Genomic DNA, 15,561 nt, shown 5'->3' on the forward strand with positions numbered 1-15,561 from the left:
GTCACCGTAAAGGGGGTCCGTACGATCTCAGCGTCGTCGCGCCGCTTGCAGGACCCGTTCCCGCTCCTTCTTGCAGGCTTCGAGGCGCACGCGGCCGAGCGGCGCCCAGCGGTCGTCGTCCGGCGCACGTTCGAGGTACGCCTCCCAGGCGTCGATGGCCCGCGTGTACGCCTCCGCGCGGACGGCGCCGAGGTCGCTGGAGCGCGCCGTGCTCCAGGCGCCGAGCGCCTCGTACCAGGCCTCGTCGTGCGGCGGCGAGAAGAACCAGCTCGGCTCGTGGATCTTGCGATCGTCGCGATCATAGGCGCGGGCAAGCGCGATCGAGGCGAGCGCGCCGTCGAGATCACCGTCGCGATCGGTGGCGACGGCGAGGCCCCAGAGGGCCGTGACGCCGTACTGGAACATCTCGATCGGCAGGAGCGAGCGGAGCGCCTCGCGATAGCCCTGGATGGCGTCGTCGAGGCGGCCCATGCCCATGTACGACTCGGCGCGGTTGGCGAAGAGGACGGCGCGGTGATGGCCGAGCGGCTCGTGCGCGAGCGCCTCGCCGTACGCGTGGACCTCTTGATCACGCTTGCCGAGGACGGCGTAGGCGATCGCGAGCTCGTTCCACGCGTTGCTCGTGATCGCGGGCGGCGCGCTGCCGTGCGCCACGGTGAGCAGCACGCGGATCGCCTCGTCGAGGCGGCCCGGGTTCGGGGGACTGCGATCCTGACCGAGCCTCCGCAGCACGTGGCCCAAGCGCAAGCGCACGCGCGGGTCGGGGCTCTCCGCTCCGCCCGCTTGGTCGAGGCGCTTCTTCGCTTCGAGCAGGTAGACGTCCCGCATGCGCAGGAGGTCGACGGCGGGGCTCGCGTCGAACATGGACTCGTTCTGCGCGAGGTCGTGCTTGAGGAGGAACTGATCGGCCTCTTCGAGGAGCGAGGCGCGCGACGCGGCCGCGGGATCACGCGCCTGCGTCCACACGGAGGGCGCGGCGAGCGCCTCACGCGCGAGCGGCAAGGAGGCGGCGAGCGCGGCCACGACGAACGCCGCGCGGAACAACCTTCGTTTCACGTTCCCCCCTTCGCGCCGGCGGGTCGCGGCGCCTTCTTCGTGGCTTCGAGCCGCGCCCGCGCGGAGGCCGCCCACGGGGTCTTGCCGCCGGGGCCCGCGAGGTACGTCTCCCAGAGTTTGACCGCGGCCGCGCCCTCGGCCGCGAGCGCTTCAAGGCAAGCCTTGTCCTCGGCCGCGGCGAGGTAACTCGGTCCGCCCGCGCGCAGGCGCACGCCGGACGCGCGCGCATCGGCGAGGGCCGCATCGGCCTGCACGCGATCGCCGTTGCGATCGAGGACGAGCACGAGCGAGAGCAGCACGTCGCCCGAGAGCGCGCTCGGAGGCCGCTGGCGCGCCTCGCGCAGATACGCCGCGGCCTCGTCGAGCGGCGCGCGCTTCGGCTCGGTGGAAGGCGACTCGGCGGGCGCAGCTCCGGCGGCGGCGCGCGTGGCGGCGACGGCCATGGAGACGTGCGCGGCTTCGAGGAGCACGGCGACGCGGCGATCGGACGAGCCGAGAAGATCGATGCGCGGCACGAGCGCGCGGTAGACGGCGAGCGCGTCTTCGAGTTTGCCCGTGCGACGAAGGACCTCCGCGAGGTCGTGCATCGTGGGCGGGTCCTCGACGCTGCGCGGGTCCTTGGCGCGCGCGGCCTCGAACTCACGCGCCGCGTCGTCGACCTTGCCGAGCGCGAGGGCCGCGCGCGCGAGGAGCACGCGCGGAGCGGCATGGCCGGGCAGCACCTTTTCGGCGTTCTCGGCGGCGCTCTTCGCGGCGGCCGGGTCCGAGACGAGCAGCGCCTTGGCGCGCGCGACGAGGTCGCAATACCGCCCGAGCTCCGGGGCGCGCGCGAGCTCCCAGACCGTGGGACGTCGGGACAATCCACGCCGGACGGTCGAGGCGCACTCCCGCGGACGACCCGACGCGGCCGCGGCGGCGACGAGGCTCGTGCCTTGTCCGCTCGAGGGAGACGTCGGGGACGCGAGGAGGATCGAGGCGAGAAAAACGCTCGGGATCACGCGCGGCAGTATACCGGTCCCGCGCGTGACGCGCATCACGAGCTCCACGCGAGAGCGAATACGGACGGAGAGAGCGCACGCATTCGGCGCCTGTTGACCGTATCTTTCGGATCTCGCCTCCGGCAGTCTGTAGATCCGGAAAGAACGATCTCGAAGGGTTCGACGATGGAGGGCGAGCGCTGGCTCGAACGAGGGGCGCGGGTCGGGGACTACACCATCGAGGATCTCCTCGGTGAAGGTGGGTTCGGCGCGGTGTTTCGCGCGCGCAGCGACGCCGGCGTCCGTGCCGCGCTGAAGGTCTTCAAGACGACCGCGGCGGAGCTCACGGCCGAGCGCCTGATCAGCCAGCAGAACGAGATCGAGGCGCTGCTCAAGCTCGATCATCCCTCGCTGATCCAGCTCTACGGCTACGGGTTCGTCGAGGGCGTGGGGTTTTACCTCGCGATGGAGATCGCGGCCGGCGAGATGCTCGACGCCTACCTCGAGCGCGTCGGCGCGCTCGACACGCTGGAGGCGGTGCGGCTCATGCGGAAGGTGGCCGAGGCGCTGGCGCATTGCCACGCGCGCGGCGTGCTGCACCTCGACCTCAAGCCGAGCAACATCGTCATCGTCGACCCGCACGAGCCGCGGGTGAAAGTGCTCGATTTCGGGCTCGCCACGGTCACGTCGAGCTGGCAGCCGGACGACACGCGCGTGACCGCGGGGACCGTGGGCTACATGGCGCCCGAGTGCCTGCGGAGCGGTCGCGCGCGGCCCGATCCGCGCATGGATCTCTACGCGCTCGGCACCATCCTGTACGAGCTCGTCTCCGGCAAGCTGCCCTTCGAGGGCCGCGGGCAGCGGACGATCATGATGAACCGGACCGTCGGCGAGATGGTGCCGCTGCGCGACGTGGCCCCGGGCGTGCCGCCGGCGATCGCGGCGCTCATCGACGAGCTGCTCGCGCAGGATCCCTCGCAGCGGCCGGGGAGCGCGGCGCAGCTCTGCGCGCGGCTGAAGGAGATCTACTACGACACGCTGCGCGGCGCGGAGCCGGACGCAGAGCGGGGGCCGCAGAGCTCGCGGGGGCCGCAGAGCTCGCGCACGTTCTCCATGCCGCCGCGGCATGGCACCGAAGAGGCGCCGTTCGTGGGTCGGGAGAGCGAGCTGTCGCGGCTCGCCTCGCGCGTCCTCGGCACGACGTCGCGCTCCGCCGCCGTGCCCGTGGTGATCGTGGCCGACGCCGGGATCGGCAAGAGCCGGCTCGTCTCGGAGCTGCTCAACGTGGTCGAGCAGGACGGCGCGGCCGTGGTGATCTACGCGCGTTGCCGTGAGCTCAGCGCGCTCGTGCCGTACTCGCCCCTGCGCGAGGCGCTGAGCCGCGTCGCCACGGCCACGCGGCGCAAGAGCATGACGGGCGCGCTCGTGCAGGCCGCGATCGACGCGGCGAACGACGAGGACGCGGAGCTGCTCACGGCGCTCGTGCCCGAGCTCGGCCGGGGCCTCGGCGACGCCGACGTGCGACGAACGCTGCTCCGGCCCTCGTCGGCGCGGCGGGTGGCGGAGCTCGTGCGCCGGCTCGTCACGCGCATCGCCGCGGACCTGCCCGTGCTCGTGGCCATCGAGGACCTGCACTGGGGCGACGAGGCGACGCTCGCCGTGCTGGAGGTCCTCTCGGGGTCCTTCGGCGGAGCGAAGGTTTTTTTGCTTGGAACGACGCGGCCGCCCCTGCGCGTGGCCTGGCGCGGCGCCGAGCTCATGGATCTCGGTCCGCTCGATCGCGAGGAGAACGATCGGCTGCTCGCCGAGCTCGCCCGCGGCGGAGACGCGTCGCTCCTGCGCGAGCTCGAGCAGCACGTGCCGCTGCTCGGCGCGGGCAACCCGCTCTTCGGGATCCAGGTGATCCGCAACCTCGAAGCCGAGGGGTTCGTCGGGCGAACCGCGTTCGGCACGTTGTGCCTCGGCTCGCGCAACCTCGCCGATTACCGCGCCCCGGCCGCGATCACCGACGCGCTCCGCCGCGGCGTCGACAGCCTCTCCTCCGAGTCGCGCGAGGTGCTCGGCGTGGCCGCGCTCCTCGGCCGATGCTTTCTGCGCTCGGACCTTCGCGCGCTCGGGCTCTTCACGATCGATCGCATCGATCGCGCCCTCGAAGAGGCCGAGCAGCGTTGCCTCTTGCTCGACGATCCGACGTCCACGTCGTTCGTGCACGACGTCGTGCTCGAGCAGCTCGAACGACGCGCGGTGCGCGCCGATCTGCGCGAGCACCACCTGCGCATCGCTCGCCAGCTCGAACGACGCGGCGCCGATCCCGGCACGCTCGCGCGTCACCTCGAGCGCGCCGGCGAGAAGCTACGCGCCGCGGAGGCGTACCTCACGGCGGCGCTCGCGAGCCCCGGACACGATCCCGGCGTCGGCCAGAAGCTCCACCGCGCGATCGATCTCGTCGCCACGCTCCCCGCGTCCCCGGAGCAGCTCCGCATCCAGCTCGTCGCGACCGCCGAGCTCGTGCGCCTGCGATGCCTGCTCAGCGGCACCGAGGAGCTGCACAAGCTCGTGGAGCGGTGCACCGCGGACACGCCCGCGGCCACGGCCATGCTGGGCGCCGCGCTCGCCCGCGTGCACGAGGCGCGCGGCGAGCTCGCGGCGGCGCGCTGGTACGCCGAGCAATCGATCGCGCTCGCGGGGAAAGATCCTTCCCTCGAACGACACAGGACCGCGGCGACGAACGTCCTTGGCCGCGTGGATCTCGCGCGTGGCTTCGTCGAGGAGGCCGCGCGCTCTCTCGCCGCGGGCTCTTCGCTCGCCGAGCGTGAAGGCGACCTCGTCGAGCTCTGCCATGCGCGGAGCCTCTACGGCGTGGCGCTCGGCTGGACCGGCGATCTCGACGGCGCCGAGCGCGAAATCCAGGCCGCCGCCCACCTCGCCGAAGAGCTCGCCGATCCGGCGCGTCTGCTCGGCGCGTGGCACGCGTGCGCGCTCCTCGCGGAGGCGCGGTACGACTGGGACCTCGGCGTGAGCTCCACGGCGCATCTCCTCGCGTACGCCGAGGAGCACAAGCTCGGAGGCCACTACCTCTACACGGGCACGCTCCACGCGGGACGACACCAGTTCCACGTCGGCCACCTCCACCGCGCCCGCATGCTCATCACGAACGCGCTGAACCTCTCGCGCATCGTGGGCACGAGCCTCGGCCGCGCCCTCGGGCAAGCGTTCCTCGGCGACGTGCACCTCGTCGAGGGCCACCTCGCCGACGCGCTTCTCTCGTACGAACGCGCCATCGAGCAGGGCTCGGGGCCGAACGGCGACGAGCAGGCCGTCTGCCTCGGCCTCCTCGGCCGCATGCACGTCACCGCGCTCCGGCGCGGCGATCCACGGGAGGTTCGTCGGCTCGGGGAAGAGGCCACCTCGCGCATCATCGTCGCGGGCCAGCGCGCGCTCCTGCTCGGCGCGCTCGAGCGGTTCGCCGAGTCGCTCGCCGAGGTGAAGCTCGGCGACGATGCGGCGAACGTACGAGCCCGGCACGAGGCGCTCGCGCGCTCGCTCGACACCGGCAGCGGCGGCTTCTGGCCGCGGATCCCGGATCCGGACGTGCGCGCGGCGGGCATGCGCGCGCGCGACTACTGGCGGAGCAAGCAGGCCCGCAGCCGGACCTCGGGCGAGTGGAGATTGCCCACGGAGGCGGTTTCGCCGTCGCGGCTCCTGACGACGCGCGGCACGCAGAGCACGTCACCGGCGGCCGTGGCGTCGACGGCGCAGGTGATGCCGAGCCGGACCGTGCTCGGGCCGCAATCGGTGGGGCTTCAGAGCACGGTGCCTCGCACGGGGCTGCTCGAAGCGCTGGCGACGGTGGAAGGGTTCGTCCCAGCACTCTTCGAGGAGCTCGAGGAGGAAGCGGGGACGTGACCGCCCTGCCCCGCCGTTGCCGCGCCTTTCCTTTCCGTGTACGCAGGACGCATGATACGAGCCCACGGCTACGCTGCGCAGAATGCAGAGTCTCCCCTCGCGCCGTTCACGTTCGAGCGGCGAGACCCGGGTGACAAGGACGTCGTCATCCAGATCCTCTACTGCGGGGTCTGCCATTCCGACATTCATCAGGTCCGAGGCGAATGGGGCAATTCGACGTATCCCATGGTGCCGGGCCACGAGATCGTCGGCCGCGTGACCAGCCTCGGCAAAGGCGTGACCAAGTTCCGCGAGGGAGATCTGGTCGGCGTCGGTTGTTTCGTCGATTCGTGCCGCGCGTGCGGGAGCTGCAAGGAAGGAACCGAGCAGTTCTGCGAGGGCGGGATGGTCCTCACGTACAACGGCGTGGAGAAGGACGGGAAGACGCCGACGTTCGGCGGCTACTCCAGCGTCATCGTGACGGACGAGAGCTACGTCCTGCGCATTCCGGAGGGCATCGATCCCGCGGCCGCGGCGCCCCTGCTCTGCGCGGGGATCACGACGTATTCGCCGCTGCGGCACTGGAAGGTGAGCGCGGGGCAGCGCGTCGGCGTCGTCGGGCTCGGCGGGCTCGGGCACATGGGCGTGAAGTTCGCCGCGTCGCTCGGCGCCGAGGTCACGGTGATCAGCACGTCGGCGCGGAAAGAGGCCGACGCGCGGAGGCTCGGCGCGAGCCAATTCCTCGTGAGCACCGACCCGAGCGCGATGGCGAAGGCGATGGGGTCGTTCGACTTCATCCTCGACACCGTCTCGGCGTCGCACGACGTGCAGGCGCTCCTCGGCCTGCTCCGCCGCGACGGCACGCTCGTGCTCGTGGGCGCGCCGGACAAACCGCTCGCGATCGGGGCCATGGGCCTGCTCTTCGGCCGCAAGACCCTCGCGGGCTCCTTGATCGGCGGCATCGCCGAGACGCAGGAGATGCTCGATTATTGCGGCGAGAAGGGGATCGCCTCCGACGTCGAGGTGATCCCGATGCAGCAGGTCAACGAAGCGTACGACCGGACCGTCAAGGGCGACGTGCGTTATCGCTTCGTGATCGACATGAAGAGCCTGTCCGTTTGACGTTCAACCAAATGCGTCCCTGAGGACGATCGTCTCGTCCCGCCGCGGTCCCACCGACACCAGGAACACCGGCACGCCGAGCTCGGTTTCGAGGTACCGCACGTAGTCCTGCGCGGCCTCGGGCAGGTCCGCCATCGTCCGCGCGTGCGAGAGCGACTCGCGCCACCCCGGCCGCTTCTCGTACACGGGCTTCACGGCTCCGACGTGCCGGATCGGCAGCTCCTTCGTGCGTCCCTCGGGCGTGTCGTACGCGACGCACACCTCGATCGTGTCGAGCCCCGAGAGCACGTCGAGCTTCGTCACGGCGAGCCCGTCGAGCCCGTTCACCCGCGCCGCATACCGAAGCGCCGGCAGGTCGAGCCAACCCGTTCGCCGCGGCCGTCCCGTCACCGAGCCGAACTCGCCTCCCGCGACCCGCAGCCGCTCGCCGAGGTCGCCCGAGAGCTCCGTCGGGAAAGGCCCCTCGCCCACGCGCGTCGCGTATCCCTTCGTGATCCCGAGGACCCGCTTGATCCGCGTCGGCCCCACGCCCGCGCCCACGCACGCGCCGCCCGCCACCGCGGACGACGACGTGACGAACGGGTACGTCCCGTGGTCGAGGTCGAGCAAGGTCCCCTGCGCGCCCTCGAACATCACGCGTTCGCCCCTCTGGATCGCGTCGTTCGCGAGCACCGCCGTGTCCGCGACGAGCGGCACGATCCGCGGCGCGAGCGCGCGCAGCTCCGTCATCATCGCCGCGACGTCCGGCATCTCGCCGCCGAGCTCGCGCACGACCGGGCCCCACGCGCTCGACGCCCGCGCGAGCTTCTGCTCGAGGCCGTCGAGATCGGCGAGATCACCCACGCGGATCCCGCGCCGCGCCGCCTTGTCCTCGTAACACGGCCCGATGCCGCGCTTCGTCGTCCCGATCTTCTGCCCGTCCGTCGCGGCCGCCTCGCGCAGGCCGTCGACGAGCCGGTGGTACGGCAGGATCAGGTGCGCGAGGTCCGAGACGAACAGCCGCCCGCGCGTCACGTGGCCCTTCGCTTCGAGCACGTCGATCTCCGACACGAGCACGGCCGGATCGACCACCATGCCCTGCGCCATGATGCATCGCGCCTGCGCCCGGAGGATCCCGCTCGGCACGAGCCGCACGACGATCTTGTCGTCGCCCACGACGAGCGTATGCCCGGCGTTTGGCCCTCCGGCGAAGCGCACGACCACGTCCGCGCTCTCCGTGTACAGGTCGACGATCTTGCCTTTTCCCTCGTCCCCCCACTGGGCGCCGACGATCACGACCGCGGACATCCGGCCTCCTTGCATGCTGCTCGGTCCGTCACGAGGCGGAACGTTAGTACACTCCCCGCAGCCGTCCCACCCATGAGCCGCTCGATCGTCCCGATCCCGCCCGGGCTCCGCCTGCTCGCGCTCCCCACCTTCCGGGACGTTTCGCTGGTGGCCGGGCTCGTCACCTCGGTCTCGCTCGCCGCGGGCCTCGTCCGTTCGATGCCGCTCCTCCTCGCGCCGAGCGTGCCCGCGCGGCTCGGCTTGCCGTTTGCCCGCGCCGCGCTCGCCGTCTCGCTCGAAGTCGCGCTCGTGCTCGCCCCTCCCCTCGGCGCGGCCCTCGCGGCGGCGCGGCTCGTCGATCGTGGCGAGGCGCGCGCCGTCTTCGCCCTGGGCGCTTCGCCGCGCTCGCTCGTCGCGTCCGCCCTCCCCGTCTGGCTCCTCGTGTTCGTCCTGTCCGCGCTCGCCTCGCTCGCGTGGGGTCTCGAAGCCGAAGCGCCGGGCCGACTCGCTTCTCGCCTCCTCGCGGATGGCCGGGCGGCTTGCGTCGATCGCGCCTCGCGTGAGCCCGGCGCCCCGCACGCCGCGACGGTCCCGATCGCCGAGGCCACGTGGATCTGCTTGCCCGGCGAGCCCCCGCGCCTCGTCATGAGCCCTTCCCTGCTCGGCGGATCCGCGCTCGCGGCGCGCTCGATCGAGCTCTCGGCCGACACGGCTTCCCTCGTGGCCGACGACCTCGTCCTCGCGTTGCCTGCGAACGAAACGAGCGGCCCCATGACCGTCCGTGTCGCGCGCGCCTCCGTGCGTGGCCTCCTGCCGCTCGGCCGCCCCTCGAACCTCCGCGCCCCCGTCCGCGCCGCGCTCCTCGGCGTGACGGCGGCGGCGAGCGCCTTGCTCGCGAGCCTCGCCGTGCTGGCCTCCTCGATTGGCGGCCGCGCGCTCGCTCTTTTCATCGGCCTCGCCGGCCCGGCGCTCGCGCTCCTCGTCCTTTCGGCGCTCGAACGCGAAAAAAGCTCACTCTTGCTTTATGGGCTGGTCCCTGCGCTCGGCTTGCTCGGTCCGCTCCTGGCGGCCCGCTTCGCGCGATTTCTTGGGTCGCGCCGCGCCCCGGGCGCATGACGAAAGAAGACGGCGGATCCAGCGCCCCTCACCCCCATCGACCGCGATCCTGCGGCCTTGGCGTCCATTGCCCGAGGCGCCCGAGGGTGGTACGGGTGGTGGAGTGGACGCGGGAAGCTCGACGCTTCCCCGGACAGGAGCACGACCATGGGCCGACTGAGCATCACCGAACTCCTTCTCATCCTGGGCGTCGCTCTGCTCTTGTTCGGCGCCGGCCGCATCTCCGACATCGGCAAGGGCCTCGGCGAGGGCATCCGCAACTTCAAGAAGGGCCTCAAGGACGAGGACCAACCGCCGCCGAAGCAGCTTCCGAAGAAGGAAGACGAGGGCGGCGAAAAGTCGACGTCGTAGGCGCCAAGGCCCGCGATCTTTCTTTCCTGACGCGGGGGCGGCCGCGCAGCGCGTGGTCGACGCGGACGCCCTGAGGCCTATACTCGAGGCATCGTATGAAGATCCTCGAGCGTCTCGGGAAGATCGGCATCGCGTTTGCCACGTTCGCCATCGCCGCGTTTTTCGCGGTGCAGTTCGGGGCGGGCGGTCTGTGGCGCGGTTTCGAACCCGCGCTCGCCGTGACGGGCGGAGGCCCGACGGCGAAAGCGCCCTACGATCTGACGCGCCTCGAAGCCGTCAACGAGACGCTCAAGCTCATCCGCGACAAGTACGTCGAGCCAGGACGGGTCAAGCCGAAGGAGATGCTCCTGTCGGCGCTGAACTACGTCCAGCGTGACGTCGCCCAGGTGATCGTCGTGAACGACGATCCGAACGAGGTGACCGTCCGCGTCGAGACGGCGGAGAAGAAGTTCCGCATCGACAACGTGCAGGGCCCCTGGGACGTATCGGCGCGCCTGCGCGAGGTCTTCGCGTTCCTCCAGAAAAACCTGCGCGGCACCGAGGTCGATCTGCGCGAGGTCGAGTACGCGGCGTGCAACGGCATGCTGCACACGCTCGATCCGCACTCGGTCTTTTTGAGCCCCGAGGCCTACAAGGAGATGAACCTCTCCACGTCGGGCCATTTCGGCGGGCTCGGCATCGTCATCTCGATCCGCGATCAGGTCCTCACCGTGATCAACCCCATGCCGGAAACGCCGGCGGGGCGCGCGGGCATCAAGCGTCACGATCGGATCGTCAAGATCAACAACGAGTCGACGCTCAACATGCCGCTCGACGACGCCGTGCGACGGCTGCGCGGCGACCCCGGGACGAAGGTCACGGTGTGGGTCACGCGCGACGGCGAACAAGGCTGGCAGACGCCGAAGCCCTACGAGCTCGTACGTGAGGTCATCAAGGTCCGCTCCGTCGAGTCGCGCCCGCTCGAGGCGTCGGGCATCGGCTACGTGCGCATCAAGAACTTCCAGGCGACGACGTCGACGGAGCTCGACCTCGCCCTCGACGATTTGCGCACCAAGGGCTCGCTGAAGGGCCTCGTGCTCGATCTCCGCGGCAACCCCGGCGGCCTGCTCGATCAGGCCACGCGCGTCGCCGACAAGTTCCTCGCCGACGGCGTCATCGTCTCCACGGTCGGCGCCTCCGAGGGCCGCGACGAGAAGAAGGCCAAGGGCCCCGGCACCGAGCCTTCGTACCCGATCGTCGTCCTCGTGAACGGCAACTCCGCCAGCGCGAGCGAGATCGTCGCGGGCGCGCTGAAGAACCACGATCGCGCGGTCATCGTCGGCGCGACGACGTTCGGCAAGGGCAGCGTGCAGCTCGTCTTCCCCGACGTCACGCCAGAGAAGGCCGCGCTCAAGCTCACGATCGCGCAGTACCTCACGCCCGGCGACGTCTCGATCCAGGGCGTCGGCGTCACGCCCGACATCGAGCTCGATCCGATGACGGCCGACGACCTCGAGATGGATCTCACGATCCAGAAGGACGGCCTGCGCGAGCGTGATCTCTCGGCGCACCTGACGAACGGCAAGGCCCTCCCCGCGTCGAAGCCGCGCGAGGTCGTGCGCTACCAGCTCACGAGCGCCGAGCGCGAGGAGATGCGCGAGCGCGGCGGCGAGACCGACGACGACTTCCGCGTCGATTTCCCGATCCGCTTCGGGCGTGACCTCGCGCAGCGCCTGCCCCCCGGCGCCGCGCGGAACGCGCAGGTCGACGCCGCGCGCGACTACATCGAGAAGACGCGCAAGGACGAGCTCGACAAGGTCGCCGCGGAGCTGTCGAAGCTCGGCTACGACTGGTCCGACGCGCCCGAGGGCGCGCAGGGCCCGGCGAAGAGCGACCTCGAAGTGAAGGTCGAGACCGACCGCCCGAACAACGAGGTGACGGCGGGCGAGCCGATGAACCTCTCGGTCACGGTGAAGAACAACGGCAAGCAGCCGATCTATCGCCTGCGCGCCTCCACCGAGAGCGACAGCGGCTACCTCGACGGCAAGGAGCTCGTCTTCGGCAAGATCGCGCCCGGCCAGAGCAAGACCTCGAAGGCGCCGCTCGGCTGGTGCGAGGTCGAGGGCCGCAAGATCGGCACGACGAAGCCGCGCCTCGCGAACCAGAAGCGCGTCTGCAAGATCCCGATGGACGCGCTGAGCCGCGCCGACGGCTTGAAGGTGAAGTTCGAGGCCGCCGGCGGCTTCGAGCCCCCGACCGCCGAGATTCGCCCGACGATCCGCGCGCTCGAGCGGCCGCTCTTCCAGTACGCCTACCAGATCGTCGACGACCGCAGCGGCAACGGCGACGGCCGCATCCAGCGCGGCGAGGGCATCTCGATGTACCTGACCGTGAAGAACGTCGGCAAGGGCCGCTCGTTCGAGACGCAGGCGAACATCGCGAACCTCTCGGGCGAGGGCCTGCTCTTGCGCGCCGGCCGGTTCGACATCTCGAACATGAACCCCGGCGACGTGCGCAAGGTGGTCTTCACCTTCGACGTGCAGCCCGAGCTGCAAGACAACGAGGCGACGCTGAGCCTGTCCGTCGGTGATCGCGACCTGCGCGAAGTCGCGACCGAAAAGGTGAAGATCCCCGTCGGCAACGGGATGACGATCCCGAAGGCCTCGGGCACGGCGAAGGCCGGCCTGCAGGGCGCGACGTTGTTCGCGACGGCGGACGCGAACGGGCTCGTCTTCGGCAAGCTGCGGCCCGGCGAGACCGTGGGGATCCTGGGCAAAGCGGGCGACATGTACAAGGTCGACCTCGGCTCGAGCCGCTTCGCCTTCGTGCCCGTCGGCGAGACGACGCCGGGCAGCGGCGCGCCGTCCGTCACGCCCGCGTTCGATGACGTCTACTCGAAGGCGCCGCCCACGCTCGACGTGAGCGCCGCGGCCATCGCCACGCGCGACGACAAGGTGAAGATCACGGGCGCCGCCTCGGATGCCGAGCGCTTGCTCGACCTCTACGTCTTCGTCGGCTCGCGCAAGCTCTACTACAAGTCGAACCGGGACGGCGCCGACCCCAAGAAGGCGACGTTCGAGTTCGATGCGCCGCTCCGGCCGGGCGTGAACGTCATCACGGTCGTGGCGCGCGAGAACCCGGACACGACGACGCGCCGCACGCTCGTCGTGCGCAAGGATGGGGCCGACGGCGCGATCCTGAAGACGCCGAAGACGGACGATCCGGTCGCCGAGTGGCTCGGCGAAGCGGCGCTCCCCGAGGATTGACCCCCGAGAATCACCCCGAGTACGTTGGTCTGTCGTGGGACTCCTAGCCTGGCTCGGCCTCAAGCGAGAGGACACGTATCCGAACGTGGATGCGCTGCTGGCCGAGCTGCGTCGCGCCCTGCCTGACGACGAAAGCGTCCTGCTTCGTTACATCGCTGCGGTGGTCGTCCTGCTCGGCAAGGTCGCGGGCGTGGACGGCCGCCTCACCGAGGGCGAAGAGACGTCGCTCCGCGGCCTGCTCGCGCACATCGAGGGCCTGTCCCCCGAGGCGATCGAGGCCGTCACGCGCGCCCTCAAGGGCAAGCTGCCGGAGCTCCGCGACGAGGAGCTCACGCTCTGCGTCCGCGAGCTCAAGACCCTCTGCGACGGCCGCGAGCGCGTCGAGGTCATTCGTTTGCTCGCGAAGGTCGCGGTGGCGGATGGAAGGCTCTCGCCCGCCGAGCGCGCGGAGCTGCACCACGTCGCCGCGGATCTCGGCGTGCCCGAGAGCGAGCTCGCCGCCGTCGAGGAAGAAGTCGGCTGACTCCCCTCTCCCGAGAGGGAGAGGGCTAGCCCTTCGCGCTTCGCGCCGCGCGTTGTTTCATCGCCGTAAGGGCGACGAACAGGACGAACGTCACGGCCCCGCCGACCGCGATGAACATCCCCGCGTTGAACACGTAGTGCAGGTCGCGCGCTCCACCGAGGCCCATCACGAAGATACCGAACAGCGCGAGGCCGGCGCCGATCACCGGATCGGGCCCCTCCGCCTTCCTCGTGTCGAGCGCTTCCCCGGCCTCTTCCTCGTCGCCGCCGGTCCCGTGCAGCCCGTCTGCGCTCTCGTCCATGCGCACCTTCCTTGCTCGATCCGAGTCTAGCGCAGACTCGGCGATCCACGAAGCGCTGGCGGCCCGAGCCTCGCGGGCGCACGATGGCCCACGTGTCTCCCGGTCCTGCCTCCTTCGGCGGCCGCCTGGTCGTCTCCTTCGAGAGCCGGCGCGCGCCCGAGATGGCCTCGCTCGTCGAGCGGCACGGCGGCACGCCCGTCCGCGCGCCTGCGCTCCGGGAGGTCGGTCTCGACGCGCCCGAGGGCGCCCTCGCGTTCGCCGAGGCCCTCGCCGCGGGCACGATCGACGTCGTCGTCCTCATGACCGGCGTCGGCGTGCGCGGCCTCGTCGATGCGGTCGCGCCCGTCCTCGATCGGCCCGCGTTCGCCGCGGCGCTCGCCCGTGGGACCGTCGTCGCGCGTGGCCCGAAGCCCGCTGTCGCGCTGCGTGAGCTCGGCGTGACCGACTTCGTCACGGTCGCCGCGCCGAACAGCCATCGCGAGGTCCTCTCCGCGCTCGATGCACGAGGCCCGCTCGTGGGCAAGCGCGTCGCCGTGCAGGAGTACGGCGCTCCGAACACCGCGCTCCACGAGGGCCTTTTGGCGCGTGGAGCCGAGGTCCTGCCCGTCTCCGTCTATCGTTACGCCTTGCCCGAGGACACGGCGCCGCTCCGCAGCGCGCTCCATGGGATCGCGACCGGCGCGATCCCGATCGCCCTCTTCACGAGCCGCGCGCAGGTCGAGCATGCGCTGCTCGTCGCGGCCGAGGAGGGGATCGCCGACGCTGTTCGGGAAGCGCTCGGGCGCGGCCTCCTTGGATCGATTGGCCCTGTCTGCTCGGAAGCGCTCCGGCAGGAAGGCCTTGGCCCCGACGTCGAGCCGGAGCATTCCAAGATGGGCCACCTCGTCAAGGAGGCGGCGAATCGTGCCGACGAGATCCTCGCGCGAAAGGGCCGCCCGTAACGCGGGGCGCGGCCTTTTTGCTCACTCGTAATCTTCGTAATCGCTGCGGGCGACCTGGGGATCCTTGCCCGACTTCGTCTCGACCACGTGTCCGACGTTCACGACCTCGGCGCGATAAATGACCGAGCCGTCCTCGGCCGCGATCTCGCCGGAGAGGTCGCCCCAGGGGAATTTGTCGCTCACGACCGTGGTGAGCGTCGCCTTTTTCTCGCCGATCTTCACGCGGAAGCTCGTGCGCTTCGCGGGCAGCAAGTCGTTGCCCATCACGGCGACCACGTGCTCCGAGCCGAGGGCCGCCTCGTTCTCGTCGGCGACGACCATCGTCTTCGCCATCAGCGCCTCGTATTCGTCGACGCCGGCCGGGACGAGCTTGCCTTTTTCGATGCGGTGGACCGAGAGCACCTCGCCGCGCGTCTCGGCCGCGTCGCTCAGGCGCACGCGCAGCTCGCTCGTCGCCTTGCCTTCTTCCAGGATGAAATCGATCACGAGCGCATTCTTCTCGCGGGCCACGACGCGCTCGGTGAGCGTGACGGGCGCCTTCTGGAAGCTGCCCGAGAATCGATACACCACGTAATCGCCGACGTCGCGGCGCCCCTCCTCGGCCGGCTCCTCTGCGGCCTCGGGTTCGGCCTTCGCGACCGTCTCTTTTTCCACGGCGACGGCCGCAGGCGCCGGCTTTTCCGGGGCGAGCGCTTGCGTACGGACCGCGGCTTTGCCGCAGCCCATGGCGAGGAGCGATACGAGGGCGGGGAGCAGGATCCGATTCATGCGCATCGGG

The 15,561-nt window shown here is 70.8% G+C and carries 12 protein-coding genes; 7 read left to right on the forward strand and 5 right to left on the reverse strand.

What is annotated here, in order from left to right; translation table 11 throughout:
- Window positions 1-27 precede the first annotated feature (27 nt).
- Window positions 28-1,056 carry a hypothetical protein gene (locus QHF85_RS13680; RefSeq protein ID WP_281327599.1) on the reverse strand — a complete coding sequence of 343 codons (1,029 nt, stop codon included), beginning with the start codon at window positions 1,054-1,056 and terminating at the stop codon, window positions 28-30.
- Window positions 1,053-2,054, reverse strand: a complete 1,002-nt coding sequence (locus QHF85_RS13685; RefSeq protein WP_281327600.1) for a tetratricopeptide repeat protein — start codon at window positions 2,052-2,054, stop codon at window positions 1,053-1,055. The genes QHF85_RS13680 and QHF85_RS13685 overlap by 4 nt, the downstream gene beginning before the upstream one ends.
- 165 nt (window positions 2,055-2,219) lie before the next feature.
- On the opposite strand from QHF85_RS13685, the gene QHF85_RS13690 reads away from it, so the two are divergent.
- The gene (locus QHF85_RS13690) at window positions 2,220-5,939 is read left to right on the forward strand and encodes a serine/threonine-protein kinase (protein WP_281327601.1); all 3,720 of its coding nucleotides are present in this window, start codon (window positions 2,220-2,222) and stop codon (window positions 5,937-5,939) included.
- A 51-nt stretch (window positions 5,940-5,990) separates the two neighbouring features.
- Window positions 5,991-7,040, forward strand: coding sequence for an NAD(P)-dependent alcohol dehydrogenase (locus QHF85_RS13695; RefSeq protein WP_281327602.1), 1,050 nt, complete (start codon window positions 5,991-5,993; stop codon window positions 7,038-7,040).
- A 3-nt stretch (window positions 7,041-7,043) separates the two neighbouring features.
- Here the strand turns inward: QHF85_RS13695 and QHF85_RS13700 are convergent, their stop codons facing one another.
- Window positions 7,044-8,327, reverse strand: a complete 1,284-nt coding sequence (locus QHF85_RS13700; RefSeq protein WP_281327603.1) for an adenylosuccinate synthase — start codon at window positions 8,325-8,327, stop codon at window positions 7,044-7,046.
- 72 nt (window positions 8,328-8,399) lie between these two features.
- Between QHF85_RS13700 and QHF85_RS13705 the strand changes: the two genes are divergently transcribed.
- The 4 genes from QHF85_RS13705 to QHF85_RS13720 all read left to right on the forward strand — a co-directional run bounded on the left by QHF85_RS13705 (window position 8,400) and on the right by QHF85_RS13720 (window position 13,541).
- Window positions 8,400-9,422, forward strand: a complete 1,023-nt coding sequence (locus QHF85_RS13705; protein WP_281327604.1) for a hypothetical protein — start codon at window positions 8,400-8,402, stop codon at window positions 9,420-9,422.
- A 147-nt stretch (window positions 9,423-9,569) separates the two neighbouring features.
- Window positions 9,570-9,773, forward strand: coding sequence for a twin-arginine translocase TatA/TatE family subunit (tatA, locus tag QHF85_RS13710; protein ID WP_271914246.1), 204 nt, complete (start codon window positions 9,570-9,572; stop codon window positions 9,771-9,773).
- Window positions 9,774-9,868: 95 nt separating this feature from the next.
- Window positions 9,869-13,018: an MXAN_5808 family serine peptidase gene (locus QHF85_RS13715; protein ID WP_281327605.1), complete on the forward strand. Its 3,150-nt coding sequence runs from the start codon at window positions 9,869-9,871 to the stop codon at window positions 13,016-13,018.
- A 34-nt stretch (window positions 13,019-13,052) separates the two neighbouring features.
- On the forward strand, window positions 13,053-13,541 hold the full coding sequence (locus QHF85_RS13720; RefSeq protein ID WP_281327606.1) for a TerB family tellurite resistance protein: 489 nt from the start codon (window positions 13,053-13,055) through the stop codon (window positions 13,539-13,541).
- A gap of 25 nt (window positions 13,542-13,566) precedes the next feature.
- Here the strand turns inward: QHF85_RS13720 and QHF85_RS13725 are convergent, their stop codons facing one another.
- Window positions 13,567-13,842, reverse strand: coding sequence for a hypothetical protein (locus tag QHF85_RS13725; RefSeq protein WP_281327607.1), 276 nt, complete (start codon window positions 13,840-13,842; stop codon window positions 13,567-13,569).
- A gap of 92 nt (window positions 13,843-13,934) precedes the next feature.
- Between QHF85_RS13725 and QHF85_RS13730 the strand changes: the two genes are divergently transcribed.
- Window positions 13,935-14,783: a uroporphyrinogen-III synthase gene (locus QHF85_RS13730; protein WP_281327608.1), complete on the forward strand. Its 849-nt coding sequence runs from the start codon at window positions 13,935-13,937 to the stop codon at window positions 14,781-14,783.
- Window positions 14,784-14,804: 21 nt separating this feature from the next.
- Here QHF85_RS13730 and QHF85_RS13735 read toward each other — a convergent pair whose 3' ends face one another.
- Window positions 14,805-15,551, reverse strand: a complete 747-nt coding sequence (locus tag QHF85_RS13735) for a hypothetical protein (RefSeq protein ID WP_281327609.1) — start codon at window positions 15,549-15,551, stop codon at window positions 14,805-14,807.
- Window positions 15,552-15,561: the final 10 nt, after the last annotated feature.

The organism is Polyangium sp. 6x1 (assembly GCF_029946515.1).
GTDB lineage: Bacteria > Myxococcota_A > Polyangia > Polyangiales > Polyangiaceae > Polyangium.

Excerpts from the sequence above, each read along its gene's own strand:
- QHF85_RS13690 (WP_281327601.1), top strand. The coding sequence starts at position 2,220 with ATGGAGGGCGAGCGCTGGCTCGAACGAGGGGCGCGGGTCGGGGACTAC.
- QHF85_RS13695 (WP_281327602.1), top strand. The coding sequence starts at position 5,991 with ATGATACGAGCCCACGGCTACGCTGCGCAGAATGCAGAGTCTCCCCTC.
- QHF85_RS13700 (WP_281327603.1), bottom strand. The coding sequence starts at position 8,327 with ATGTCCGCGGTCGTGATCGTCGGCGCCCAGTGGGGGGACGAGGGAAAA.
- QHF85_RS13705 (WP_281327604.1), top strand. The coding sequence starts at position 8,400 with ATGAGCCGCTCGATCGTCCCGATCCCGCCCGGGCTCCGCCTGCTCGCG.
- tatA (WP_271914246.1), top strand. The coding sequence starts at position 9,570 with ATGGGCCGACTGAGCATCACCGAACTCCTTCTCATCCTGGGCGTCGCT.
- QHF85_RS13715 (WP_281327605.1), top strand. The coding sequence starts at position 9,869 with ATGAAGATCCTCGAGCGTCTCGGGAAGATCGGCATCGCGTTTGCCACG.
- QHF85_RS13725 (WP_281327607.1), bottom strand. The coding sequence starts at position 13,842 with ATGGACGAGAGCGCAGACGGGCTGCACGGGACCGGCGGCGACGAGGAA.
- QHF85_RS13735 (WP_281327609.1), bottom strand. The coding sequence starts at position 15,551 with ATGAATCGGATCCTGCTCCCCGCCCTCGTATCGCTCCTCGCCATGGGC.